This is a genomic window from Rhodococcus koreensis (genome assembly GCF_017068375.1).
In the GTDB taxonomy this organism is placed as follows: Bacteria; Actinomycetota; Actinomycetes; order Mycobacteriales; family Mycobacteriaceae; genus Rhodococcus_F; species Rhodococcus_F koreensis.
The window spans coordinates 159800-183279 of record NZ_CP070611.1 but is presented as its reverse complement, the minus strand read 5'-3'; the positions used below and the strand labels follow the sequence as shown (position 1 = coordinate 183279).

The following is a 23480-nucleotide window of genomic DNA, read 5'->3' as shown; positions in this document are numbered from 1 at the left end:
GAATAAATCTCCGCTGCGACGGTTCCACGTCCGTCCACAGCAGCATGCATCCTAACCCGGGAGTCATCCATGTCCCTGAAAGCGAAGTTACGCGGCCCCGCGACCTCGATCGACGATCAAGTGGAAAGCTTTGCCACCGAAAGAGTTCCAACGAATCAACGATGGCCAATCCCTGCCATCAGCGTCGTCCTCCTCGGTGGCGCAACCGCAATGTTCTGGTTCACCTACGGCGCTCAACACCTGTTCCTGGTGGGATTCCCCCTGATCCTGATACCAATCGGCTATTTCGTCATCGGCGCAGTACTGACGGGCATGTTGACGATGCGCGTAGCATCCCGAGAGGGTTTATCTCCCAACCTACTCAGCCGCGGCCTCGGATTCGGAAGTAGGGGCGCTGCCGTCACGTCATTCATATACGGAATTAACTACGTTTACTACTTCCTCTTCGAAGGCACCATCGTTTCCCACGCAATTGCCATATACTTCGAAATCCCTATCGACTCCTTCAACGGAACCCTCATCTACGCCGCCTTCGGACTTGTCACAATTGCATTTGCCTGGCGCGGCATGCATGCAATGTCCTTCCTGCAAAAATGGGGATTCCCCTTCTTCGTCATCACAGTAGGGTGGGCGGTATACATATTTTCCAGGGATCGCGATCTGGTCGGCATTGGAGATTGGACCGCGACTCAACCTCTCACATTCGCCGCGATGATGAGCGCGCTCAGCCTCGCGAACGGACAGGTCATCTTCCAGGGGCTGATGGCAACCGATTACGGACGGTTCGCATCTCAGCGTATCCGATACCGTGGAACCGCCTCGATCATGATTTTCGAACTCATTCCCATGCTGATCGTCATCGGACTCGGCTGCTTCTTTGGCATCAACCTGTACAGCGAGCTCAGCGGTCCCGACGCCCAGTCGTACGCTCAGGACCCCGGCTACCTATTCGTCAACGTAATTGGGCTGCTGGGCGTTATTCTGGTTGTAGTCACACAGATCCGCGTCAACGTTATGAATCTCTATTCAGGTTCGATTGCTTTGGCTAGCGGATTCGAGGTGGCAGCGAAGATCAAGCCGGGCCGCCCCTGGTGGATGTTCCTCATTTGGGGTGTGGGAGTTCTGTTCTATGTCACCAACGTTTTGAACCATCTCGGTACTTTCCTCGCGATTGCCGGCGTTCTCACCAATACCTGGGTGCTCATCATCCTCGCGGACTACTTCGTGTGTCGGCGCTGGATGAAACTCGGTAAGCCCGAGAACGTCGAATTTCACGAAAAAGAAGTCCCGAAATGGAACCCATGCGGCCTGACGTCGCTTGGAGTTGCGGTCACTATCGGTGCCATGGGAATCATTGGGATCTATCCGATCTACTTCGCCTCTTTTGTTGCAATGATCGTCGGTCCCATTATTCACATTGCGCTGACCAGGGCGACCGGCGGTCGGTACTACACACCGAAACGTACTGCAACCCAGACCGAAGTGAACGCATTGGATGAGGCTGACGACGACCACGACCCGCTGTCCGTCTGAGGAAAGGGACACAGTGACCACACCCCGCCATAACGTAGACGACATCCGTCGGCTCAGCGCCACAGTCAATCTGGTGGTCGAGAACCATCGACTTTCTGAGCTGTGTGAGGCCGCGAACCATGCCGACTCGTTCATCCGCAAAGTCTCACACATACAGTGCGGCGAGACAGCGCCTGCCACCTCATTCGACCCCCGTTGGAAGTAGACGAGCATGCAACCATATGAGCTGTCGGTTTCTGCAGCATCCCACCTGATCAAGTCTCGAGCACTGTCTCCAGTAGAACTGACTGCTTCCGTGCTCGATCGAATGGAAGCCACGGAACCGCTTGTGAACGCCTACGCGTTGACACTCGCCGAGAATGCGCGGGCAGCCGCAGAAGTGGCCGAGCACGAGATTTCGTCGGGCCATTACAGGGGTCCGTTTCACGGCATTCCCATCGGCATCAAAGATCTGTACAATATGCGAGGTCTTCCCACCACTGCTAGTTCACGCGTCCGTGACGCATTCGTGCCTACTCAGGACAGCGCTGTGGTGGAGAAACTCACTGCGGCAGGCGCGGTGATCGTTGGGAAAACACATACCCACGAGTTCGCCTTCGGTGGAGTAACACCCGGCACGAGCAACCCTTGGAACACTCAATTTATCGCTGGCGGATCCAGCGGCGGGTCAGCTGCAGCGGTGGCTGCAGGTTCGTGTCTAATGGCCACCGGAAGCGACACCGGAGGCTCAATCCGCATCCCAGCCGCCTTCTGCGGAATGGTTGGGCTCAAACCGACGTACGGTCTAGTCTCCCGGCGCGGCGTCACATCCTTGTCGTGGTCACTCGACCACGCCGGACCCATCACTCGTAACGTGGCAGACGCCGCGCTAGCTTTGACCGCAATGGCAGGGTATGACGACCAGGATCCGGGAAGTCTGAAACTCGAGGCACGCGACTACTCAGCCGATCTCAATGGTGGCGTCTCCGGATTGCGTATCGGTGTTCCCAGCAACTTCTACTTCGACCGAGTGGACAGTGAAGTCGTCCGTCGTGTAGAGGTTGCTCTCGGCCAATTCGAGCAGCTCGGGGCGCGTCTCGTCGAGATCGAAGTCCCGATGACTGACTACGTAGAAGCGCTGGAGTGGGCGATTCTTCTTCCAGAGGCCAACGCATATCATTCCGAAATGCTCCGCAGCTCAGGCGATCTCTATACCCCGGAGGTACGCACGATGTTGGAAGCCGGCGAGTTCGTATTCGCCAAGGATTACATTCAGGCGCTCAGAGGACGGGCGCTCATGCAGAACGCGTGGCGTTCGATGTTTGGGCAGATTGATGTCCTGGCGGCCCCGACGCTGAGTTCCTCACCCGCTCGTCACGATCACACACACGTGACATGGCCAGACGGGTCATCCGAGGCGCTGACTGAGAGCTACATGCGATTGTCCGCGCCAGCAAATGTGTTGGGTCTACCTGCCCTATCCGTGCCCATCGGAATGACGGAAATCGGTCTTCCCATCGGGATGCAGGTAGTTGGTCGTCCGCTCGAGGATAGGACGGTCCTGCGCGCCGGCAACGCATACGAAAAAGCTTTCGGCCAGTTCGGCAAGACTGCACCCTTGTTCGCCGTTTCAGACACGTCGGGCAAGGCGTAGCCTCCGCGACACGTTGGCGACGGGAAGTTGCTTCTGCCAGTTGCCGAACCTTTGGTTGACGGCGATGCCCGGTCGTCGGGCGATATCGGTGGGCACTGAGCTGTCCATCCTCGGATGTGGGGTTGCGTCCATGAAGATGGTGTATGAACCGGTTCCGCATCTGACCGGCGTGTCGTAGCCAACGAAGGTGGCCATCGCGTGACTCTTCGAGAGACCTACCAAAGTCACTCGATGAAGGAAGACGCGATGACCAGTGCCCACGATATCGACCTGCAGCAGATCCTGACCGACCGACTCACCGGGGCAAGCCCCGACCTGCTGCGCGAGCTACTGACGATGTTCATCCACACCCTGATGGGCGCCGAAGCCGACGCACTGTGCGGCGCCGGCTACGGACAACGCTCCGACGAGCGCACCAACTCGCGTAACGGATACCGGCACCGCGACTTCGACACCCGCGTCGGAACCCTCGACGTGGCGATCCCCAAGCTGCGGTCCGGTTCGTACTTCCCCGATTGGTTGCTCGAGCGCCGCAAACGCGCCGAAAAGGCTCTGACTACCGTGGTTGCCACCTGCTACCTACTCGGGGTCTCCACCCGGCGGATGGACCGGCTCGTCGACACGTTGGGCATCACCAGCCTGTCCAAGTCGCAGGTGTCCGTGATGGCCAAGGACCTCGACACCCAGGTCGAGGCGTTCCGCAGCCGCCCGCTCGATGCCGGGCCGTACACCTTCGTCGCCGCCGACGCCCTTGTGCTCAAGGTGCGGGAGAACGGTCGGGTGGTGAATGTGCACACCCTGGTCGCGGTCGGCGTCAACGCCGAGGGCTACCGCGAGATCCTGGGCGTGGATGTGACCTCGTCCGAGGACGGTGCCGGCTGGCTGGCGTTCTTCCGATCGCTCGTCGCCCGCGGTTTGAGCGGGGTGCGGTTGGTGACCTCCGATGCGCACGCCGGGTTGGTGGCGGCGATCGGCGCGACCCTGCCGGGCGCCTCGTGGCAGAGGTGTCGAACCCATTACTCGACGAACCTGATGGCGGTGACCCCGAAGGCATCGTGGCCTTGGGTGAAGACGTTGCTGCACTCGGTCTACGACCAACCCGACGCGGATTCTGTTCATGCCCAATATGATCGAATCATCGGCGCACTGTCGGAGAAGTTGCCGAGGGTCGCTGACCACCTCGACGCAGCACGACCGGACCTGTTGGCGTTCACCGCATTTCCCAAACAGATTTGGAAACAGATCTGGAGCAACAATCCGCAGGAGCGCCTCAATAAGGAAATCCGCAGGAGAACCGATGTGGTCGGAATCTTCCCGGATCGTACCGCCCTGATCCGGCTCGTCGGTGCGGTCCTGGCCGAACAACACGACGAGTGGATCGAAGGACGCCGCTATCTCGGCCTGGACGTTCTGGCCCGCTCCCGCAACGACAAGCCCACCGACAGCAGCACCGAGTCCACCGAGGAGGTGACACCGGCCTTGACTGCCTGACTCACCAACGAGGAGTCACGCGACGACCCTCGTACACCACCCGCAAGGACTTGACCGGATGTGGCAGGTCGCTCGAACCGAGCTTCGGCCTGCTTCAGCTCTGATCCACCGTCAGCCTGACTGTGTGAGCGGAGCGTACACGAGAGCCCCTGTAGGGCAGGAAGCTCTGAGTTGCCACACAATAGATTCCGGCACCAGGACAGGAGAATCTCGCAGGGGAAAGCTGCTCACACCGTCACGCCGGTTTCGATGATCCGAACCTCGTCTCGGTCGCACGCCTGTTCCGGTGATGCAGCTGGCCGAGACCGCGGGCCTGCACGACCTACTCGACCGACGTCTGGGCGTCGATACACCGAACCCGGTGGTCAAGTCCGTCGGCATCGGCGCAGGGATTCTCGCAGGCACGGACAGCCTCGACGACCTCGACGTTCTTCGCCACGGTGCCACGAACCGGCTCTTCGCTGGGGTGCGGGCTCCGTCCACACCGGGAAGCCCTCTTTCGTCCTTCACCCACGGCCATGTCCTGCAACTCGACCATCGCCGCACGCCTGCTCGTCAGCCTGTCAGCCCGAGTCCCAGACATGCTCGACGGGGCGGATCAGATGCTGTTCGTCGATGTCGACGACACCATCGGTGAAGTGCACGGCTGCGGCGAGCAGGCCGCCGAGTTCGAATACTCGGGCGTCCGTGGCTTGAACGCTTAACGGGCGGGCGCCCCGAACCCGGTCGCGTCGCTGGTCATCGTCCGCGCCCGCCTGCGCCGCGGCAACACCGCATCGCACACCGGCGAGCGACTGCTCACTCGGAGGCCGTCGGCTGCGCCAGCACCGCCGGGGTGTCCAGTGCAGATTATGGCGCGGGCGAACTCGGCCTACTTCTGCCACCGCCGAACCGGCTCCGGCGGTGGATGATCTGCTGTCGGAGGTCGATCGAGACGTCGTTTGGGTTTGAACTCCGCTCACTCCCAGCATTGTTCGAGAATTCTTCGCCGTGCCTGCAAGCGTCGGCGAAGAGGTCCGCAGGTTGTGCCCAGTCGAGGGGGGATATGCGCGGTAGGTGGCCGACTTCGTCGGCTATACGATTGATCTCGAGGGGGCGTTTAGTCTTGCAAACGTGGTGAACTGACTCGAGGTCGGCATGAACCGGAAGGCAAGTCCGACCTCGTGTCCGTCACCCCGACACGTCCATGGAACATCCGAACCGGCTTGGAGACAGTGACGATCCCGCGGAGTTGCGCCGACCCGAGGACGGGGCGCGAACGGGTGTCCGAGCGGTACAGGACACCCTCACCAGCGAGCCGATAGCTTCCTACTTCACTCCTCGACGTTCAGACACCTCGTCACTTCGATACAGCGACGGCACTGCATGCGCGCACGCCTACCGTCATCGCCCTTACATGTCGCCGTCCTTTTTGGCGGTCATGCCTCAGAGGGAGACGAGGATGGCGTCGCTGCACTTGGGCGCGCCTTTTTGGGCTCTACTGACTCATTCGTGGTTGGGTTCGGCCGGGTAATTGTGGCCGGGCGCCCCCGAGGCTGAGCATTGCGAGTGCGATGACGGCTTCGGGGGTGTGGAACCCGAAGCCGCGGCGGGTGATGAGGCGGATCTTGGTGTTGACCGATTCGATCCGGCCGTACGAGAGCCCGTGTTCGATGGCGGCGAGGATGGCGGGTTTGTGGGCGAGGATGCTTTTCTGCAACTCGACGAACTCCGGGATCCGGGACCGTCTCGCCCAGCCGATCTGAGGTTCCCCCCGAAAAGTGGACACCGAGTTAGCGGGACTCCAGTCCCGCTGGAAGGATGTCCGTATGCCTCCTCGCAAGCGTCGGTCGTTCACGGCCGAGTACAAGGTCGAGGCCGCCCATCGTGTGATCGATTCCGGCCGTACCATCGCAGAAGTGGCCCGGGAGCTGGGCCTGAACGAGAGCCTGTTGGGTGAGTGGGTCAAAGTCGAGCGCCGCAGGATCGCTGCCGCCGAGGTCCATGGAGAAAAACCTCTGGACACGGCCGAACGCGCCGAGTTGCTGCGACTGCGACGGCAGGTCGGCGAGCTCGAGAAAGACAACGCTTTCCTGGTAAAAGCCTCGGCGTACTTTGCTGCGATGCAGAAGAATCGACCCGGTTCGATTTGATGGTGAAGTACGCCGGCCCCGACGACATTGCGGAGACCGCCGGTACCGCCGCACCGGAAGGTGAGCGCTTTTCGATCACGCGGATGGCGCGACTGCTGACAGTGTCCACATCTGGCTACTACCAGTACATCAAACGTAGAGCTACCACGGTGCTGACGCCGAGGCAGCATCGTCGCGCCGACCTCGAAGTCAAGATTGTCGAGATCCACAAGGATTCGAAGGGAACCTACGGGTCTCCGCGGGTCACGGCCGAGTTGCGTGCTCACGGCGAGGTGGTGAACAAGAAGACGGTGGCCAAGATCATGGCCTCGATAGGCATGGAGGGCATCAGTCCGCGCACGTTCAAGGTCAAGACGACGGTGGTCGATCCGCAGGCGTCGTTCCCGCCGGATCTGATCGAGCGGCACTTCGACCAGGGCCGACTCGATGCCGTCTGGCTCACCGACGTCACCTATCTCACCTCCGGTGAAGGTGACATGTTCTTGTGTGCAATCCGGGACGGCCATTCGCGGAAAGTGTTGGGATACAGCATTGCTGATCACATCGGTGCCGAGATGGTCACGACAGCCATCGACCGCGCCGTGGCTGCGCGCGGTGGGTGGTGTCGTCAGACGATCCTGCACTCGGACCGGGGTGGGGAATACACGGCTCACCTGACCGCGGCCGCCTGTTTCCGGCACGGGTTGCGTCGGTCGATGGGTGCGACCGGGATCTGCTGGGACAACAGTCCTTCCGAATCGTTCTGGTCGACCTTCAAGCACGAGGAATACTATCGGCACGTCTTTGCGACGAAGTCTGATCTCGTTGCCGCAGTTGACAGCTGGATCATCTTCTACAACACTGTCCGACGACACTCGGCAGTGGGAATGCAAAGCCCCGACAGCTACGAGAAGTCACTTCGGGCGGCAGTCGCCTGAAGCAGGTAACCCCCTTGTCCACCGTTCGGGGGGAACCTCAATCCACCGGTCGAGTTCGGTGGCGGCTTCGGTGGCCGGGAGCTGCAGGATCAACCGCAGGCCCTCCTTGAGCCGGTATCCCCGGTGTAGCACCGGATCGTGCAATGCGATCCACCGCAGACTCGCCTGTTGCTGCGCACTGAGCGTGTCCGGGTTCTTCAGCAGCGCCCACCGGCTGCGTTTGACCGTCTGAGCCGGCCCGGCCTTCGGGCGTCGGCGCGGTTTCCAGCCGCCGCCGCGGGAGGCGTTCTCGCCCGGCCCGGGCCCGGTTCCACGCGGCCCGCCGCACCGCGTCCAGCGCCTCGGTGGCCCAGGCGACCACGTGGAACGGGTCCGCGCAGCGGATCGCGGCGGGGCAGACCCGGCCGCGTCCGAGGTGACGTGGGTGATCTTCGCGCAGCGTTCGGGCCCGAGCAGGTCGAAGAACTCGGACAGGGTGGCCGTGTCGCGGCCGGGGGCCGCCCACACCAGCCGACCGGAGTCGTGATCGACGACGACGGTCAGATACTTGTGGCCCTTCTTGTACGAGATTTCGTCGATCCCGATCCTCCGCAGCCCGGCCAGCGGATCCCGGGCGGGTGCGGTGTCGGCCCACACCCGCTCCACGATCGCCCCGACCGTACGCCACGCGGTGCGCATCAACTCGCAGGTCGCCGCCTTGGAGGTATGCGTGGCCAGCCACGCCACCGTCTGATCGAACGAATAGGTGTGGCCGGCGCGGTGCCGGGCCCAGGGCACCGCGGCCACCGTCACCCCGTGTTCGCGGCAGGCCACCCGGGGTGTCTCGGCCTCGACGAAGGTACGGATCAGACCGCAGTCCGGGCTTCGCGCACGCCGTTCTCCACACATGTAGCCGACTGACCCTAGACAAGCCAGAACGCTACTGGGGCAACGGCGTGCGCCCACACCAGACCCGTCTACCACCCACGATCACAGCAGTAGAGCCCCTTTTTCGACTTAACTCACCTGCTGGGCTCCATCGCCTCGTACCTGCCGCACCTCGTCGACACCAGAACCGGACCAGACCTCGACCACACAGGCGACGCGCCGTTACGCCACACTGCACAAGCAGGCCTCCAGGTTGGCCAAGACACTGATGGAATCCTGCATGCCAGCCGGAACCGAACACATGATCACCGAACGCGATCAGCGTGGTTTGTGGATGAATGTCGCTGACGCCAAAGCGGTGCGACACTGACCTTGGCGGGGTGAGCAAGTTGACGGTTACGCCGCCATCGATGAGCGCTTCCTACGACGTGCTTGTGCGTGAACTACGATCGAGTGCCGCAATCGCGGACAGGCCATAGATTCTCTCCGAAGAGGTGATACCGCGCTAAGTCGGGCCACTTCGAGCCTCACAGCATCTCGGACTCGGTGCTTGAACTCCGTGACGTCTATCGAGATGACGATTGTAATGTTCCTCGGGGTGGGACCACCAATCGGCGCCCAGAGTAGCGCAAAGTCGAGAATGTCATCGTCGCTGCGACTGTTCCACAGCGTCATGGGCGACTGCCGCTGCACGGTGTCGGGGCTTCGAGTTGATTTGTGGTGCATGGGGTGTCCAGCTCGTGAAGGTGTAGCCGGGATCCGTCCGGGCAGGGGCTGCCGCCCAAGTTTCTTGTCGGGTCAGTTTCGGTTCCGCTGACGGCAGCCCCACCGGGGCGGTTCGGAGCGACCCGCGACGGATTTACCTGCTCACGGTTTCTGGATGTTCGGGAAGGATCTCTATCGTTCCAGGGCGTTTGTATGCTGATTCCCCAGTCGCGACGGCACTCACCTCAAGGGAGACGAGCGCCTTCACCGACTTGCCACGTTCGTGACTGCGCCGAAATCGGCGGGATCCCAATCGAGGCGGGCGCCCATGTGTCGCGCTTGTCCCTTCTTCAGCGTTCGAATTGATCAAGACCACGGGGCAACCGAAAGGATCATGCGGGACATCCGAGCAGCCGAACAAGCGTCCTCTGCTGCCGCGCGTACCCTACCGCGGCATCAAAGCCGCCCGACACGTAATACCGAAGTCGCTGGACTTGTGTGTCATTGCCGACCTGAGTCAGACGCTGCAAAGCGTGTCGTCTCGTCGCCTCCAGGCTTGGCATCAGTCGCCTCCATCTCCCGGCGCAACGTCTCCGGCCCCATCCACAATGCCACCAATGCAATCACCGCCAGAGCTGTCATGTATCCCACGATCGCCCACCATGACCCGGTCCATGCGAACAGGGCAGTAGCAACGAACGGAGCCAACCCGCCGGCCAGAACGGAGCCGACTTCCCGCGAGAACGCAAAGCCGGACAACCGGAATTCTGTATCGAACAGTTCGGCGTACCAGGCGGCTTGGGGGGCAAGCATGGCGGGGTAGGCGAAACCCAACCCGATGACGAAAGCCAAGATCACTGCGCCCGTCGAGCCTGTCCCCGTCAGCATGAAGAATGGTGCGAGCCACAGCATGGACCCGACCGCTCCTGCGATGTAGACGGGTTTCCGGCCGACTCGGTCGGACAGCGCACCATAGAACGGCACAGTAATCAGCTGTATTGCTGAAGCAATCATCACTGCCCACAACGCCACCGAGTCACCCAACTCGAGAGTCTTCGAAACGTAGGCGACACCGAAGACGGGCAGAAGGTAGGCGAAACCGTTCTCCCCCATCCGCGTACCCACGACGATGAGGAAGCTACGCGGATGCTCTTTGAGCGCAGCGAACAGCGACGGCTTCGGTGGTGCGGTGCGGTGTGATTGCATCTTTTCGAAGGCTGGCGGCTCCTCCACTCGTCGCCGGATGATGTAGCCAACTACTACGCACACCGCACCGAGGAGGAACGGAACTCGCCACCCCCACGATTCGAACTGCTCCTCGGGCATGAGTAGGAAGAGATAGAATACGGCGTTCGCCAGCAACGTGGCGACTGAGAAACCGAGTGGCGCCCATGCACCCGCAAGACCGCGCTTGCCGGGTACCGAGTGCTCGACCGAGAGTACTACTGCGCCTGCGTACTCCCCTCCCGCTCCGAATCCTTGAATCAGGCGCAAAACAACGAGCAGGATGGGGGCAGCGATACCGATGGTCGCGTACGTCGGGAGGAGGCCGATCGCCGTTGTCGCACCGCCCATGAGCAATAAGGTCGAAACCAAGACCTTCTTGCGGCCAAGCCGGTCGCCCATTCGCCCAAGGATCAACCCTCCAATGGGTCGCGCCAGGAACCCGACCGCGTATGTGGCGAAGGCGGCCAAGGTCCCCACCAGCGGATTCTCGGACGGAAAAAACAGTCTGTTGAGAACTACCGCAGCGGCGGTGCCGTACACGATGAAGTCGTACCACTCGAGCACTGTTCCGACGAGGGCGGCGATGGCGGCCCTCCTCGGCTGAGTTGCTGTTTTCGACAACGTCTCGATTCCTTTCTGAACGCCTACTGCGATATCGGGCGTCTCAGGACCGCACCCTGCTGTATGGGGCCCACAAGTTGGGCATACTGGCCGAGCCAACCGCGTTCTCGGCCCGGGGTACCGGAATGTACGGGCGCTCCCTGCCGAATAGGGTCCGCATCAAGCGTGCGTGTGTCGAGGTCGATGGAGATGATGTCACCAGGTTCCACGCCGGCGAGTGGCCCCCCGTCCGCTGCTTCAGGCATGACCTGGCCGACGACTAGTCCATGGTTGAGTCCTGACAGTTCGCCGTCTGTCACCACCGCGACCTGGCCGCCGAGCCCTGCGCCGTTGAGGGCCGCCACGAAGCTTGCCGCGAACACCGTGCCCGGGCCACCGCGTGGCCCCATACCGCGAAGGACAATGACATCGCCTGGCGTAATTTCCCGGTTACCGAGAGCCATGATTGCCTGGTCCTCGCCTAGGAATACCTTCGCTGAGCCCGAGAACTGACGACGTGCGTTACCGACGCCCGCGACTTTGACGATGCACCCATCAGGAGCAAGCGAACCACGAAGAATCAGCAACCCACTCTCGTTGCGAATCGGCTCCGAGAGTTCATGCAACACTTCGCCGTCCGGTTGAGGGGCTGTCTCGGCTCGCTCCATCACGGTGTCACCTGTCACTGTCAACGCTGTGCCGTGTAGTCGTGGAAGCAAAGCCTTCATTGCGGCTTGAGTGCCTCCTACCCGCTCGAGATCCCATACCTGGTCGGTCCCGTTCGGTCGTATTGCCGCGAGTTGGACGCCGGATTTTGCTCGTTCCTCGAATGTGGCGACAACATCCATATCGAGGTCGGCTTCATTGGCAACTGCTGCGAGATGACGAATACAATTGACCGACCCCCCCAGTGCAAGGGCAACTTCGACAGCATTCTCGATGGCGTCTTTGGTCAGCACCTTTCGTGCGGTCAATCCTTCGGCAACCATTTCGACGATTCGAGTACCAGCAGCAGCAGCGCGTTCGCGCATCCTGTCTGAGTTCGCTCGAATGGGTGCCGAGCCAGGCATTGTCATTCCGAGGGCTTCGGATAGGATGTGCATGGTGTTCGCGGTGGCGAGTCCTGCGCAGACGCCCGGCCCTTGAATCGCGGCATCGGCTAGGTCGCCGAGCTGATCGACGGTCATCTCGCCGGCCTTGACGGCGCCGACGGACTCGTAGACGGTGTCGATATCCACCGAGCAGCCTGCGTATGTGCCTCCCCGTTGATACCCGCCGATGACCAGAATGGAGGGGATGTCTAGTCGTGCTGACGCCATGAGATGGGCGGGGGCCGTCTTGTCGCAGGAGGACAAGCAGACCATTCCGTCGAGTACGGCCCCTTCCACTGCGGCTTCCACATCGTTGACAATGAGGTCACGGGTGGGAAGGAGGTATCGCGCTTTTCGTCCGGCGCTGGTTACGAAATCGCTTGGTGCGACAGTTCGTATCTCAAGCGGCAAGCCGCCAGCTTCCCAGATCGCCTCAGCTACCACATCGACGATGTCGTCGAGATGGGCGAAACAGACAGAAAGCCGGGATGAGGTGTTTACGATGGCGATCTGTGGTCGCCCCTGATCCTCAACCGATCGCCCGAGCGCGGTCCATTGGGCGCGACGGACAGCCCACCGGGTTGTGCCAGGGACGAAGCGACTTCTGAGTTGGCCGGGCTGACCGCGATCATTATCTGGCAACGCGTCAGCCGTCGTGGAGATGGGTCGGTTGATGGGCATGTTTACTCCTGTACTGCAGTCGAAATGACCGCGTGAAGAACTTTAAATAGGAAGGTCAGAGTGCACTGCCGGAACGTTGCATGCCCCTTCGCACCTCTGCGCGACCGATGTCTCGGTAGCCGATGGAGTTCGGCGGCGATCGAATGGTCCGTGTGCTGCGGCGTGACCGTACTCGAAACACTGCGCGGTAAGAGGACAATTTTTGATGATCGGCGCCGAGAGGTCGTCCGGCGACGATACTTCCTTCGCCGCGTCTCGGAACGAGGCTGAGGTACGGGCTCTCGCAGTAGTCGCCGATGAGCCTACTCATGGCAACCTGCTGTCCTGCTGGACAAATGAGAGATTGGGGGTACCGGTGAGCGCTGTTTTGTCAGCGCTGCTGGTTCGAACTCGGTGGAAATCTCGTCCGGTCCTGGGCGTCGACATCCTGCAATGAGATGCCGCAGGTCTCGCGCGCGGCCGAGATTGCGACCAGTGAAACACTCGCCGCGACTACCAGGTAAATCGCAATCGGGATCCACGAATGATACTCACGCAGAAGGTAAGTCGCGATGAATGGGGCAACCGACCCGGCGAAGACTGAGGTCACTTGGTAGCCGAGCGATACCCCGGAATACCGAATACGTGTCGGGAACATCTCGGACATCATCGCAGCCTGCGGCGCGTAGACCAGCGCATGAACGGCCAGTCCAAGCGTCAGCGCCACGATCACGAGCACGATGTTTCCCGTGTTCATTAAGGGGTAGGAAGTGAACGCCCACAACACCATTAGCAGCGCACCGGTCATATAGATGGGTTTGCGCCCGATCCGATCGGTAAGGCCGCCAATCACGGGAATCAGGATGAAATGCAGCAGATGCGGAATTAACATAACCAGCAAGACATTTTCGATCTTCATTCCGACCTTGAAGGCCAGGTACGTGATCGAGAAGGTCACGACAACCTGATATAGGATATTCTCGCCGACACGTAGTCCCATCGCGATCGCAATCTGCCGCGGATACTGTCGAATCGCCTGCGACACACTGGACCGGTTCTCGCTGCGCTGTTCCTCGGCCTTCAGCGACTCCAGGAAGATCGGCGCGTCGTCGACATGCGTGCGAATGTAGTAGCCGATGATGATGATAACCGCTGAGAGCCAGAACGCCAGTCGCCATCCCCAACCAAGGAATGCCGATTCCGGCATGACGAAGGCAAGCACGGACAAGACCATGGTCGCGACAAGGTTCCCCAAAGGAAGCCCCGCCTGTGGCCAGCTCGCCCAGAAGCCGCGGCGACGATCGGAGCTGTGCTCGCTGACCAACAGAACTGCACCACCCCATTCGCCTCCGACTGCGAATCCCTGAATAAAGCGGAGAATCACGAGAAGCCCTGGCGCCCAATAGCCGATACTGCCGAAGCCGGGGAGGCAGCCCATTCCGAACGTTGAGATCCCGACCAGCAGAAGGCTGAACTGCAGCAGTTTCTTGCGGCCGAACTTGTCGCCGTAGAGACCGAAAACCACACCGCCGAGCGGACGGGCGAGAAAGCCGACCGCGTAGATGAGCAGTGCACTAAGTACGCCGTCGAGGGCGTTGTCGGTCTTCGGAAAGAACAGGGTGCCGAAGACTAACGCGGAAGCCGCGGAGTACAGAAGAAATTCGTACCACTCCGCGACAGTCCCGGCCATCGAGGCGGCGACTACCTTGCGCAGGCCGTTATTCGACGGCTGGGACGATTCGGTCATTGGCGAAGCCATCGAGGTTCGCTCGGGAGGATTCATTGCATTCCTTCAGGAGGAGCGGGGTTGGACACACGACTGTGGTCGCAGTCACAAGGCGGGTGAAGTAAGTAAAGCATCCACTCCCCCGGTGCGCAACCGGTTGTGCAATTGCTTCCAGAACAGAACTCGAGATCCTCGAAACCTGACGGGACCGAATCCTGGCGAATTTACGGTCGCGCTGCCTGCTAGTCGAATGTCGCTGCGGTTCCTTTCGCCGGGGCGACATCGTGGAGCTCGCTGATCGATCGCGGGGCGGCAAGTCGCCGCCGAGTCGGACTACCCGAGCTGAAACGGTGGTGCGTCCTTGACCTCCGCGGACGCTTCCGCGGTAAGGGCAGGTCGTTCTTGGTCCGCGATCGGGCCCGCTAGTCCCGAGTCACGCCTTCGTCGGGGCAATCGAGGTGCCCCGCACCAGTAGTTCGGGGGCGGGATCGTCGATCGTCACATTGGAGAGCGCCTCCCCGTCGAGGTGCCCGAGGAGCATCTCCGCCGCCGTGCTGCCGATCTTCGACAGCGGCATTCGCACGGTGGTGATGGCCGGGAATACCGTCTCCGATACCCAGGTGGTGTGGATCCCGACGATGGACATCTCCTCGGGAACCTTCACCTGCGCTCGCTGCAGTTGGGAGAGTGCACCTACTGCAGCGTTCACACTCGCCACCACTAGTGCAGTTGGCCGATCGGGCCGGACGAGGATGGCATCGACCGCGGCCGCTCCAGAGGGAGCCTCCCATCCAAGCTCATGTACCCATTCCGGCCGAGAGGCAAGGCCGTGCGAGGCGAGTGTTTCCTCGAAACCGATTCGGCGGCGGACTGCGGTGTCGTGTGTGGGCGATCCGCCAATGAATCCGAGGTCGCGGTGACCGAGGTCTATCAGATGCTCTGTCGCGATACGGACGCCTTCGGCATCCGGCAAGATGACCGATCCTGTCCGGTCATCGAGTCGGCAGTTGACAAAGACAGTGGGGATGCCCTCGGGGACAACTTCGCGAAGCTCGTTGTCATCGAAGTCTTCGCGGCGCTGGATCAAAATACCGTCAACTCGCCCTTGCTTGAGCAGGCGCTGCACGGCATCGCGGCCTTCCGGCGCGTGGTCGACGGTGCCGATGAGGACATCGATCCCCGCTGGGGTGGCAACCTGCTGGATTCCGGACAGCATCTCGGCGAAGACGTGGTTGTTCGGGTCGGGGACGATCAGTGCGATGGCGCCGGAGCGATTGAAGCGCAGTGCGATGGCGCGCCGGTTCGGGACATACCCGAGTTGCTCCGCAATCTCGAGGATTCGGGTGCGGGTGTCCTCGCGAATCCGTGCGTTGACGTCACCGTTGAGCGCCCTGGACGCAACGGATTTCGACACGCCGGCGGCGCGTGCGACGTCATTGAGGCTCACCATCATGACTCAGTATAGAGAGCAGGATATCGATCAGCACCGGCACGGTCATGGCGGCTCTCGGATGCCGCAGCGATCTTGACCCATGTCCAGGCGAGGGCGGCGACGTTGTCGAGGACCTCCGGGATTCGACAGAAGGTCTCTCTTGTTCTTCGAGTGCGCGTCCTTCGGGCGCGTTAGCAGCGCCTGATCGATCACGGGTCCACACCTTGCGTTGATGGTCACGGCGGTCGCCGAGGAGTTCGAGTTGTTCGCCGTGGATCACGCCGCTGACTCTTCGGCCAGCAGGCAAAGCCACACGACGACGTTGCTCCAGGTGGCACCCAGGCTTCTCAGCTCGCCATCTGGCGACCGATTGCCCTGCCCTCCGACGTCGTAGGCATAGCGCAAAACCCGATGAACAACCGGTTGTGCAAATGGTGCTGCCGTGCTTTACTGCATTAAGTACCAACTGCCTCGCACCGAGACACACCGGGCGGGGCCCCCAAGCCAGCCCGTAGCTCGCAGCGCACAGGTCGATGCGACCGGTCATTCACACTCACGCCCGGGAGGGTTCATGCTGTCCGGAATACGCGTTGTCAGTTTCACCCATTTCCTGCAGGGGCCGTCGGCCACCCAGATGCTCGCGGACCTCGGTGCCGAGGTAGTCAAGATCGAATCTCCCGCAGGCGCTTTCGAGCGAAGCTGGTCGGGACCTGACGCCTATGTCGGCGATGCCAGCGTCTTCTTCCTGCTCGGCAACCGGAATGTCCAGAGCCTGTCGATCGATCTGAAATCCGAGAAGGCCAAGTCGATCTTGCTGAAACTGATCGACGACGCGGACGTGCTCATCGAGAGCTTCCGGCCAGGCGCCCTCAAGCGGCTCGGATTCGGCTACGAGGAACTGTCCGCCCGCAATCCGCGGCTGGTGTACTGCTCGCTGTCCGGGTACGGCTCCGCCGGCCCGTACCGCGATCGGCCAGGCCAGGATCTACTGTTGCAGTCGCTGTCCGGGCTCGCGCACGCGACCGGCAGCGCCGACTCACCGCCCACGTCGGTGGGCGCCTCCGTCATCGATCAGCACGGTGCCGTCCTGGGCGCGTTCGGCATCCTCGGTGCCCTCCTCGGCCGCGAACGCACCGGCAAAGGATGCAAGGTCGAAAGTAACCTACTCAACGCCGCACTCGACCTGCAGATCGAACCGATATCTTACTATCTCAACGGATTCCGGGGCGAGCGGAGCTCGACCGGTATCGGGTCGCGCTACTACAAGGCGCCGTACGGGATCTACCGCACCGCGGACGGGCACATCACCGTTTCGATCACCGCCCTGTCGATCCTTTCCGAGGCGTTCGACGACGACTGGTTCACCACGATCGCCGCGGACGACGAATACGACCGCCGTGAGGAGATCAACGAGCGCATCTCCAAACACCTCGCCGAGCGGACAACCCAGGAGTGGGAGGCGCACTTCACCGAGCACAAGGTCTGGTTCGCCCCCGTCAACGACTACGAAGCCGTCGTCAACGATGCCCAGGTGCTGCACAACAACAGCTTCCTCGAGTTCGACTACCCCGGCAGCGGCCCGGTCAAGGTGCTCGCTCACCCGATCCGCTACGACGGCCAGACACCGGCCGCCCGTACGCTGCCTCCCGCCCTGGGAGAACACACCGAGTCCATCTTGAGCACACTCGGGCTCAACGACAGCGAGATCGACGCACTCGCACAGGAAGGAGTTGTCCGTGTCCACAACGCTTGAGGAAATCCTCGTCGCACTGGAAACCGGTGAGGGCGTGGCCACCATCACCCTCGACCGGCCGCAAAAGTTCAACGCCCTCAATTCGGCGATGATCCAGCAGTTCAACGAGGCCCTCGACACTGTCGCCGAGGATCCCGATGTCCGCGCCGTCGTGGTTTCCGGCACGGGGAAGGCGTTCGCCGCCGGCGCCGACATCGCCCAGTACGAGAAGGCAGAGGCCGCCCAGTTCGCCGCGTTCACCCGCGCCTGCAACGACTTGTGCGACCGGATCGACACCTTCGAAAAGCCGGTCATCGCCGCGGTGAACGGACTCGCCCTCGGCGGCGGATTCGAAATCGTCCTCGCCTGCGACATCGTGATCGCAGCCGAGTCGGCGTCCTTCGGCCTGCCGGAGGTCTCCCTCGGCCTGTTGCCGGGTTGGGGTGGCACCCAACGCCTTCCCCAGTTCGTTGGCCCGAACCGTGCACGACATCTGATCATGACCGCGGGCCGCCTCAGCGCCGCCGAGGCCAACCAGTCGGGCATCGTCTCGCAGATTTGCGCTCTCGACGACCTGACCGAGACCGCGCGCACACTGGCCACCGACATAGCCGGGCGGGCCCCGCTGGCGGTCGCCGCCATCAAAAAGGCCGTCGGCTACGCCACGGCAGCGGTGCCCGGCAACCGGGGACCCGGTTACGCCCTGGAGCAGAGCCTGCTCTTCGACCTATTCGCCTCCGAGGACGGTCGGGAAGGCATCGCCTCGTTCGTCCAGAAGCGGCCGGCCCGGTTCACCGGGCGTTGACCCAGCACACACAACAAGGTCGGGGCGGTCTCCAAGTGGAGGCTGCCCCGACCTGTTGCGTTGCACCACCCAGCGCTTACAGGTCGCTGCCGTTGGCGGCCATCCGCTCGCGGACAGCCTCGCCGCGGATCTCCCGGAGGGGCACATCACGCTGAAGCGACTGGTGCACCGCGACGGCCGCCGCGTGCCCGTACTCGAAGCATTGGGCGGTCACCCGGGCAGAAGCCAGCGCTTCGTGCTCGGCTCCCAGGCACCGGCCGGCAACGATGATGTTATCCCCCACCTCGGGGATCAGCGCGGCAAACGGAACCTCGTAGAAGTCGTCGAGGATCCAGTGCAGTTTCGGTTTGTCACCGTCGTGCAGTTCGATCGGCCAGGGCACCCGCGCGATACCGTCGGGGCGCTTGCGGTGCTCGAGCACATCGGTATTGGTGAGCCGTTCCGCGGCCGCGATGGGGCGGGTCTGCCGGATGCCGACCTCGGTGCCGGTATCGACGACATAGCTGTTCTCGCACCCGGGTATGCGCAGCTTCAGGTACTCGGCGTAGTTGCGGACCTGACGACGTCCCCCGATCTCGGCCTCGGTGAAATCGACCGGGTCGACGACGTTGAGCATGCGCCCGTCGAACCCGACCAGACGAGTGGCGTTGACCATCAACTCCCCCGGCCGCGGCGTCTGGAAGATCCAGATCTTCTGCCGAGGGAGGTCGAGCCCCTCCTCGCGCGCGGCGACGATGTCGGCGGACACCTCCGGCGGGCAGATCGTGTCGTGGCCGTAGAAGTCGAGAAACCGGTCGACGTCGACACCGGCGATCCGGAAGAACATCGTCGGATTCTGGATACGCCCGCTGTCCCCGTAGGTGTATCGGTGGCCCGCACGGGCGACGACCGCACCGTCACCGGAGGCGTCGATTGTGCGCCGCGCCCGAATCGATGAGCGACCCGCGGTGGACTCCACCACCACACCCTCATGTGATGCCCCATCCATGATCACACCGACCACGTTGGTGTGGAACAGAATTCGCACGCCGGCGTCGAGCAGCATCGATTCCGCCGCCTCGCGCCAGACCAGCGGATCGTGCGCAGCGGTCCAGGTCTTGCCGTACATCTGCGGCGCTGTCAGACCACCTCGTTTGGACAACTCGACGGAGAATCGCTCGGAAAAGCCCTGCACGACCTGCAGGGGCGAACCGGGTGTCTCTGACGCTGCGTACATTCCGCAGATGGTGCCGGACATCCCAGCGACGGCAGCGCCACCACAGAATCCGTACTTCTCGACCAGGACCACGCTCGCGCCGGCCTCGGCCGCCACCGTCGCGGCCGCAACACCAGCGGCGCCGCCGCCCACGACGAGAACGTCGACGGTGTCGAGAACCGGCAGGTCACAGTTAGTGCCGACAATTGATGTTTCTTTCCAGTTCGTGATCATCTCTGATGCTGCCCTCGAATGTGCGATGTGTGTGATCCGAGAAGGATCGGCGGTGGAATGGGTGAGCCGACGATCGGTTCCCCACGCGAGTCAAGCACAGATACTTCCGATGAACAACCGGTTGCGCTCCTTTGGTTGTTCGGAAATGCGGCCACTGCGGACATCTGGATGCACCACACCGGGGACATCCTGCTGCAGAGCGGCCGGCGGCGGATCGGCACCGTCGCCGGAGTGCCGTTCGGATTCGGCCTCGCCGGTCGGTCTGTCAGGTCCGCCGTCGCCGAAATCTGACGATTCGTCCAGAACCAGCACGGCTTTCAGGACCGGGGCGGCACACGACGCGGCAGGCATTCCAAGTGACCACCGCGGCTGCGCTCGCGGTACTCGGCGGCCATCTCCGACGGGCACACCACCGTGGTGACCTTCTTCATCACCGGCTCGCTCAGCATGGTGCTCTCACTCCTGCACACGCTTTCCCCGGAGATGCTCGCCCTGCGCGTCCAGGAGACCGTTTGGTCCGGCGCGATGGCGCGCGGTATGCCTCAGGTGACTGCTTCCCGGGCCGGAGGTTGCCCTCATTCCTGCTGGCGGGCCGTGGCGAGGGTGCCCTCGATGAGGTCGCGCAGCTGGGAGCGGGCGGTGATGCCCAGTTTCGGGAAGCTGCGGTAGAGGTGCGAGCTGACCGTGCGCGGGGAGAGGAAGAGCTTCTCGCCGATCTCGCGGTTGGTCAGCCCGCGGGCGGCGAGCCTGATGATCTGCTGCTGTTGCGGGGAGAGTTCGGCAAGCGCGTCGGGGGCGGTGTCCGTGACGTCGAGGCCGGCCGCGCGCGATTCGGCCCGAGCGCGCTCGATCCACGGGCGTGCGCCCAGGCGCCGGAACGTCTCCAGGGCCTCGGTGAGTGGTCCGCGCGCCTCGGCGATGCGGCGACGGCGCCGCAGCCATTCGGCGAGGTCGAGCAGGGTTTGCGCGCGTTCGAAGGGCCAGTATTCGAGCACCGGATCGGCCAGGGCCGCCCGGAAGTGCGGCTCGGCGACCTCGGGCTTCGCCAGCAGACCCCGGGCTCGGCTGATCAGCGCACGCAGACGAGGGGAAGCGTTGTCCGCCAGTGCGTTTGCCGAACGCTCGACGATCCGGGCGGCCTCGTCGCTGCGCCCGCAGCGCACTGCGGCGGCGGCCAGATCCGCCAGGGCCGGGTAGCAGGCGTGGTAGTGCACGGGGGTGCCGTCTGCCGTGAAGACCATGCGGAGTTGGTCATACGCGGTCTCGTACGCGCCTTCCGCGGCGGCCGCGGCACCGAGCGCACGACGGGCATACACGGCGACCGAGCGGCTTTCCAGCGGATCGATCAGGGCTAGTGCCTCCTCGGCTCTGGTACGGGCTGAGGGCGCATCGCCCTGGAAGGCCAGCACGGCGGCGTCCACGGTGGCCGCGCAGGCCACGGCGTGGTCGAGGCCGGCCGCTCGGCCGACCGCGGTGGTGCGGGTGCACGCCTCGCGGGCTTGTTCCCACCTGCCGCGCTCGACATAGGCCCAGGCGACCGCTCCGCCGAGACCCTCTGGCAGAGCTCCCTGCAACTCCCAGCGGTGGAAGGCTTCGTCGAAGGCGCGGACGGCCTGTGGGGTCTCGTCCAAGAGCCAGGCCATGATCCCGACGGTGATGAGTTGCTCCGGCCGTGTTTCCGCCTCGGCGGCCAGCTGGGGCAGCAGGGCGACGAGTCCCGCCCGCTCGTCGAAGGGGTCCGAGACGGCCCTCACCCAGGTGCGCACACCGGTGTTTGAGGCATCGTCGGGCAGGCCCCGCAGGAGGTCCTCGATGCGGTGGCGCTGGGTGTCCTCTCCGGCGTAGAAGCGGACCACGGCCGCGCCGGCCAGGAGGTCCAGCGCTGCGGCGGGCTGGGAGTGCGCCAACTGCTCGGCGGCCTCGATCAGGCGGGAGAACACCGTGGCGTGGCGCACCGTCAGGACCGCCAGCCGTCCGGCGTGCACGGCGGCGGAGGCGAGCAGCGACGGGTCATCGGTGCGCGCGCGTGCCGCGGCGGCCAGTTCCTCGACCCAAGCGATGTCTCCGGTGAACACGGCCGCTGAAGCGGCTTCGACCAGCAGCCGGGCGCTGTCCTCGCGCCGTGGTGCGAGTTCGGCGGCGCGCTGCAGGGCCTTGCCCGCCGCCGCGTGCCCGCCGCGCCGACGGGCCCGGGCGGCGGTCCGCTCCAGCTCCGCCGACACGTCCGCGTCTGGCCCCGGGCAGGCGGCGGCCAGATGCCAGGCACGCCGATCCGGTTCGCCCCGCAGCATCTCGGCGAGCGCGAGATGCGCCTGTCGCTGGGCACCCGAGGATGCGGCGTGATAGACGGCGGAACGGACCAGTGGGTGGCGGAACCGGACGTCCCTGCCGGTGCGGCGGACCAACCCGGCCTGATCAGAGGGCAGCCAGGCCGCGTCCTGGGCGGCCGGCAGTCCCACCGCGGCGGCGATCGTGGAGTCGGCGCTGTCCATGGCGGCCAGAAGCAGCAGCGCCTCGGCCGTGGAAGTGGGGAGCCCGCTCAGGCGGGCGGTGAAGATTCGCTCCAGGTGATCGGTGAGCGGGAGCGGACCTGCGGACGGCGGCGGCGCAGCCGTGACGTGTGCCGATGCTGCCCTCGTCAGTTCCACCAGCGCCAGCGGGTTACCGCCGGCCTGCTCGAGGATCCGTGTCCTGGTGTGGCTGGTGGGGCTCGTCGGCTGCAGGTCGAGCAGCCGACCCGCCGCGGCGTTGTCGAGCGGCTCCAGGGTGAGCGTCGGCACATGACGGTCGAATCCCGGGACATGATCGCCGCTACGGGCTCCGATCAGTATCGTGACCGGTTCACCGGCCAGCCGTCGGGCGGCGAAGGACAGCACGTCCAGGGAAGCGCGGTCACACCACTGCGCGTCGTCGAGGGCCACGAGCACAGGTCCCCGGTCGCCCAGATCTGACAACAGATTCAGGACGGCGACCCCGACCAGCATGAGATCGGGTCCCGACGGGGCCGGGCCCGCGCCGAAGGCGTGCACCAGCGCAGCGCGCTGCCTTTGCGGTAGTCCGTCCATCTCGGCCCGCAGCGACCGCAGCAACTGATGCAGGGCGGAGAACGCCAGGCTCGACTCCGACTCGCTGCCCTCCGCGCGCAGTACCCGAGCACCGCTCGCTTCGGCCCGGCGGACCGCACGGTCGAGTAGTGCACTCTTGCCCGTGCCCATCTCACCGGCCAGTATCAGCACGGGGTCGGCCGACGTCGAGTCCACCGCACGAAACAGGCGTGCCAGTTCCGCGTCCCGGCCGAGGATCAACTCCTCCGGATCCGGATCCGGTCTCGTCACCGCACCGAGGTCGCCTGTGTGCTCGTCCACCGAGTCTCCCGGAAATTGAATTGCGGCTTTTGGATCGAAGTCGCCTCGCGCTGGCCCGTCCAGGCTACAAGCGCCCCGCGCCCGGGCCCTGCGCGCAGATGCAGTCACGTTACCGATACCGCCCGCGCCGGGGCC

General features: G+C 63.4%; 17 protein-coding genes and 1 pseudogene. 9 read left to right on the top strand and 9 right to left on the bottom strand.

Annotated elements, in window-relative coordinates; genetic code table 11:
- Nucleotides 1–69 precede the first annotated feature (69 nt).
- The 4 genes from JWS14_RS47400 (at nucleotide 70) to JWS14_RS47385 (ending at nucleotide 5361) form a co-directional block, all read left to right on the top strand.
- Complete coding sequence (locus JWS14_RS47400) at nucleotides 70–1533, top strand: purine-cytosine permease family protein (RefSeq protein ID WP_206017102.1); 1464 nt, start codon at nucleotides 70–72, stop codon at nucleotides 1531–1533.
- A 211-nt stretch (nucleotides 1534–1744) separates the two neighbouring features.
- The gene (locus tag JWS14_RS47395; protein ID WP_206017101.1) at nucleotides 1745–3166 is read left to right on the top strand and encodes an amidase; all 1422 of its coding nucleotides are present in this window, start codon (nucleotides 1745–1747) and stop codon (nucleotides 3164–3166) included.
- A gap of 246 nt (nucleotides 3167–3412) precedes the next feature.
- Entirely contained in the window at nucleotides 3413–4657 is a 1245-nt protein-coding gene (locus tag JWS14_RS47390; RefSeq protein WP_206017100.1) for an IS256 family transposase, read from the top strand.
- A 518-nt stretch (nucleotides 4658–5175) separates the two neighbouring features.
- Entirely contained in the window at nucleotides 5176–5361 is a 186-nt protein-coding gene (locus JWS14_RS47385; RefSeq protein WP_133988310.1) for a hypothetical protein, read from the top strand.
- A 773-nt stretch (nucleotides 5362–6134) separates the two neighbouring features.
- On the opposite strand, the gene JWS14_RS47380 is transcribed toward JWS14_RS47385, so the two are convergent.
- Complete coding sequence (locus JWS14_RS47380) at nucleotides 6135–6425, bottom strand: transposase (RefSeq protein ID WP_206017099.1); 291 nt, start codon at nucleotides 6423–6425, stop codon at nucleotides 6135–6137.
- A 40-nt stretch (nucleotides 6426–6465) separates the two neighbouring features.
- Here JWS14_RS47380 and JWS14_RS47375 point away from each other — a divergent pair, with 40 nt between their 5' ends.
- Together JWS14_RS47375 and JWS14_RS47370 are read left to right on the top strand one after the other, a co-directional pair.
- Nucleotides 6466–6789: an IS3 family transposase gene (locus JWS14_RS47375; RefSeq protein ID WP_005563490.1), complete on the top strand. Its 324-nt coding sequence runs from the start codon at nucleotides 6466–6468 to the stop codon at nucleotides 6787–6789.
- Nucleotides 6789–7706: an IS3 family transposase gene (locus JWS14_RS47370; protein ID WP_206017098.1), complete on the top strand. Its 918-nt coding sequence runs from the start codon at nucleotides 6789–6791 to the stop codon at nucleotides 7704–7706. The genes JWS14_RS47375 and JWS14_RS47370 overlap by 1 nt, the downstream gene beginning before the upstream one ends.
- A gap of 39 nt (nucleotides 7707–7745) precedes the next feature.
- Here JWS14_RS47370 and JWS14_RS47365 read toward each other — a convergent pair.
- The 5 genes and pseudogenes from JWS14_RS47365 to JWS14_RS47345 form a co-directional block, all read right to left on the bottom strand.
- Nucleotides 7746–8606, bottom strand: a pseudogene (locus tag JWS14_RS47365) (ISL3 family transposase); the annotation flags it as partial.
- Between the two features lie 1173 nt (nucleotides 8607–9779).
- Nucleotides 9780–11126 (bottom strand): MFS transporter, encoded by a 1347-nt coding sequence (locus JWS14_RS47360; protein WP_133988311.1) that lies wholly within the window; start codon nucleotides 11124–11126, stop codon nucleotides 9780–9782.
- Nucleotides 11127–11149: 23 nt separating this feature from the next.
- A complete protein-coding gene (locus tag JWS14_RS47355) occupies nucleotides 11150–12877 on the bottom strand; it encodes a dihydroxy-acid dehydratase (protein WP_133988312.1) in 1728 nt (575 codons plus the stop codon).
- 370 nt (nucleotides 12878–13247) lie between these two features.
- Nucleotides 13248–14639, bottom strand: a complete 1392-nt coding sequence (locus tag JWS14_RS47350) for an MFS transporter (RefSeq protein WP_133988313.1) — start codon at nucleotides 14637–14639, stop codon at nucleotides 13248–13250.
- Nucleotides 14640–15015: 376 nt separating this feature from the next.
- Complete coding sequence (locus tag JWS14_RS47345; RefSeq protein ID WP_105421090.1) at nucleotides 15016–16032, bottom strand: LacI family DNA-binding transcriptional regulator; 1017 nt, start codon at nucleotides 16030–16032, stop codon at nucleotides 15016–15018.
- A gap of 553 nt (nucleotides 16033–16585) precedes the next feature.
- Between JWS14_RS47345 and JWS14_RS47340 the strand changes: the two genes are divergently transcribed.
- Complete coding sequence (locus JWS14_RS47340) at nucleotides 16586–17767, top strand: CaiB/BaiF CoA transferase family protein (protein WP_133988314.1); 1182 nt, start codon at nucleotides 16586–16588, stop codon at nucleotides 17765–17767.
- The gene (locus JWS14_RS47335) at nucleotides 17751–18551 is read left to right on the top strand and encodes an enoyl-CoA hydratase/isomerase family protein (RefSeq protein WP_241031891.1); all 801 of its coding nucleotides are present in this window, start codon (nucleotides 17751–17753) and stop codon (nucleotides 18549–18551) included. The genes JWS14_RS47340 and JWS14_RS47335 overlap by 17 nt, the downstream gene beginning before the upstream one ends.
- 76 nt (nucleotides 18552–18627) lie before the next feature.
- Here JWS14_RS47335 and JWS14_RS47330 read toward each other — a convergent pair whose 3' ends face one another.
- Entirely contained in the window at nucleotides 18628–19980 is a 1353-nt protein-coding gene (locus tag JWS14_RS47330) for an FAD-dependent oxidoreductase (protein ID WP_206017096.1), read from the bottom strand.
- Nucleotides 19981–20148: 168 nt separating this feature from the next.
- On the opposite strand from JWS14_RS47330, the gene JWS14_RS51360 reads away from it, so the two are divergent.
- Complete coding sequence (locus JWS14_RS51360; RefSeq protein WP_259376165.1) at nucleotides 20149–20271, top strand: hypothetical protein; 123 nt, start codon at nucleotides 20149–20151, stop codon at nucleotides 20269–20271.
- Nucleotides 20272–20297: 26 nt separating this feature from the next.
- On the opposite strand, the gene JWS14_RS51355 is transcribed toward JWS14_RS51360, so the two are convergent.
- A complete protein-coding gene (locus JWS14_RS51355) occupies nucleotides 20298–20429 on the bottom strand; it encodes a hypothetical protein (protein ID WP_259376164.1) in 132 nt (43 codons plus the stop codon).
- Between the two features lie 126 nt (nucleotides 20430–20555).
- Nucleotides 20556–23345 carry a helix-turn-helix transcriptional regulator gene (locus JWS14_RS47325; RefSeq protein ID WP_206017095.1) on the bottom strand — a complete coding sequence of 930 codons (2790 nt, stop codon included), beginning with the start codon at nucleotides 23343–23345 and terminating at the stop codon, nucleotides 20556–20558.
- Nucleotides 23346–23480: the final 135 nt, after the last annotated feature.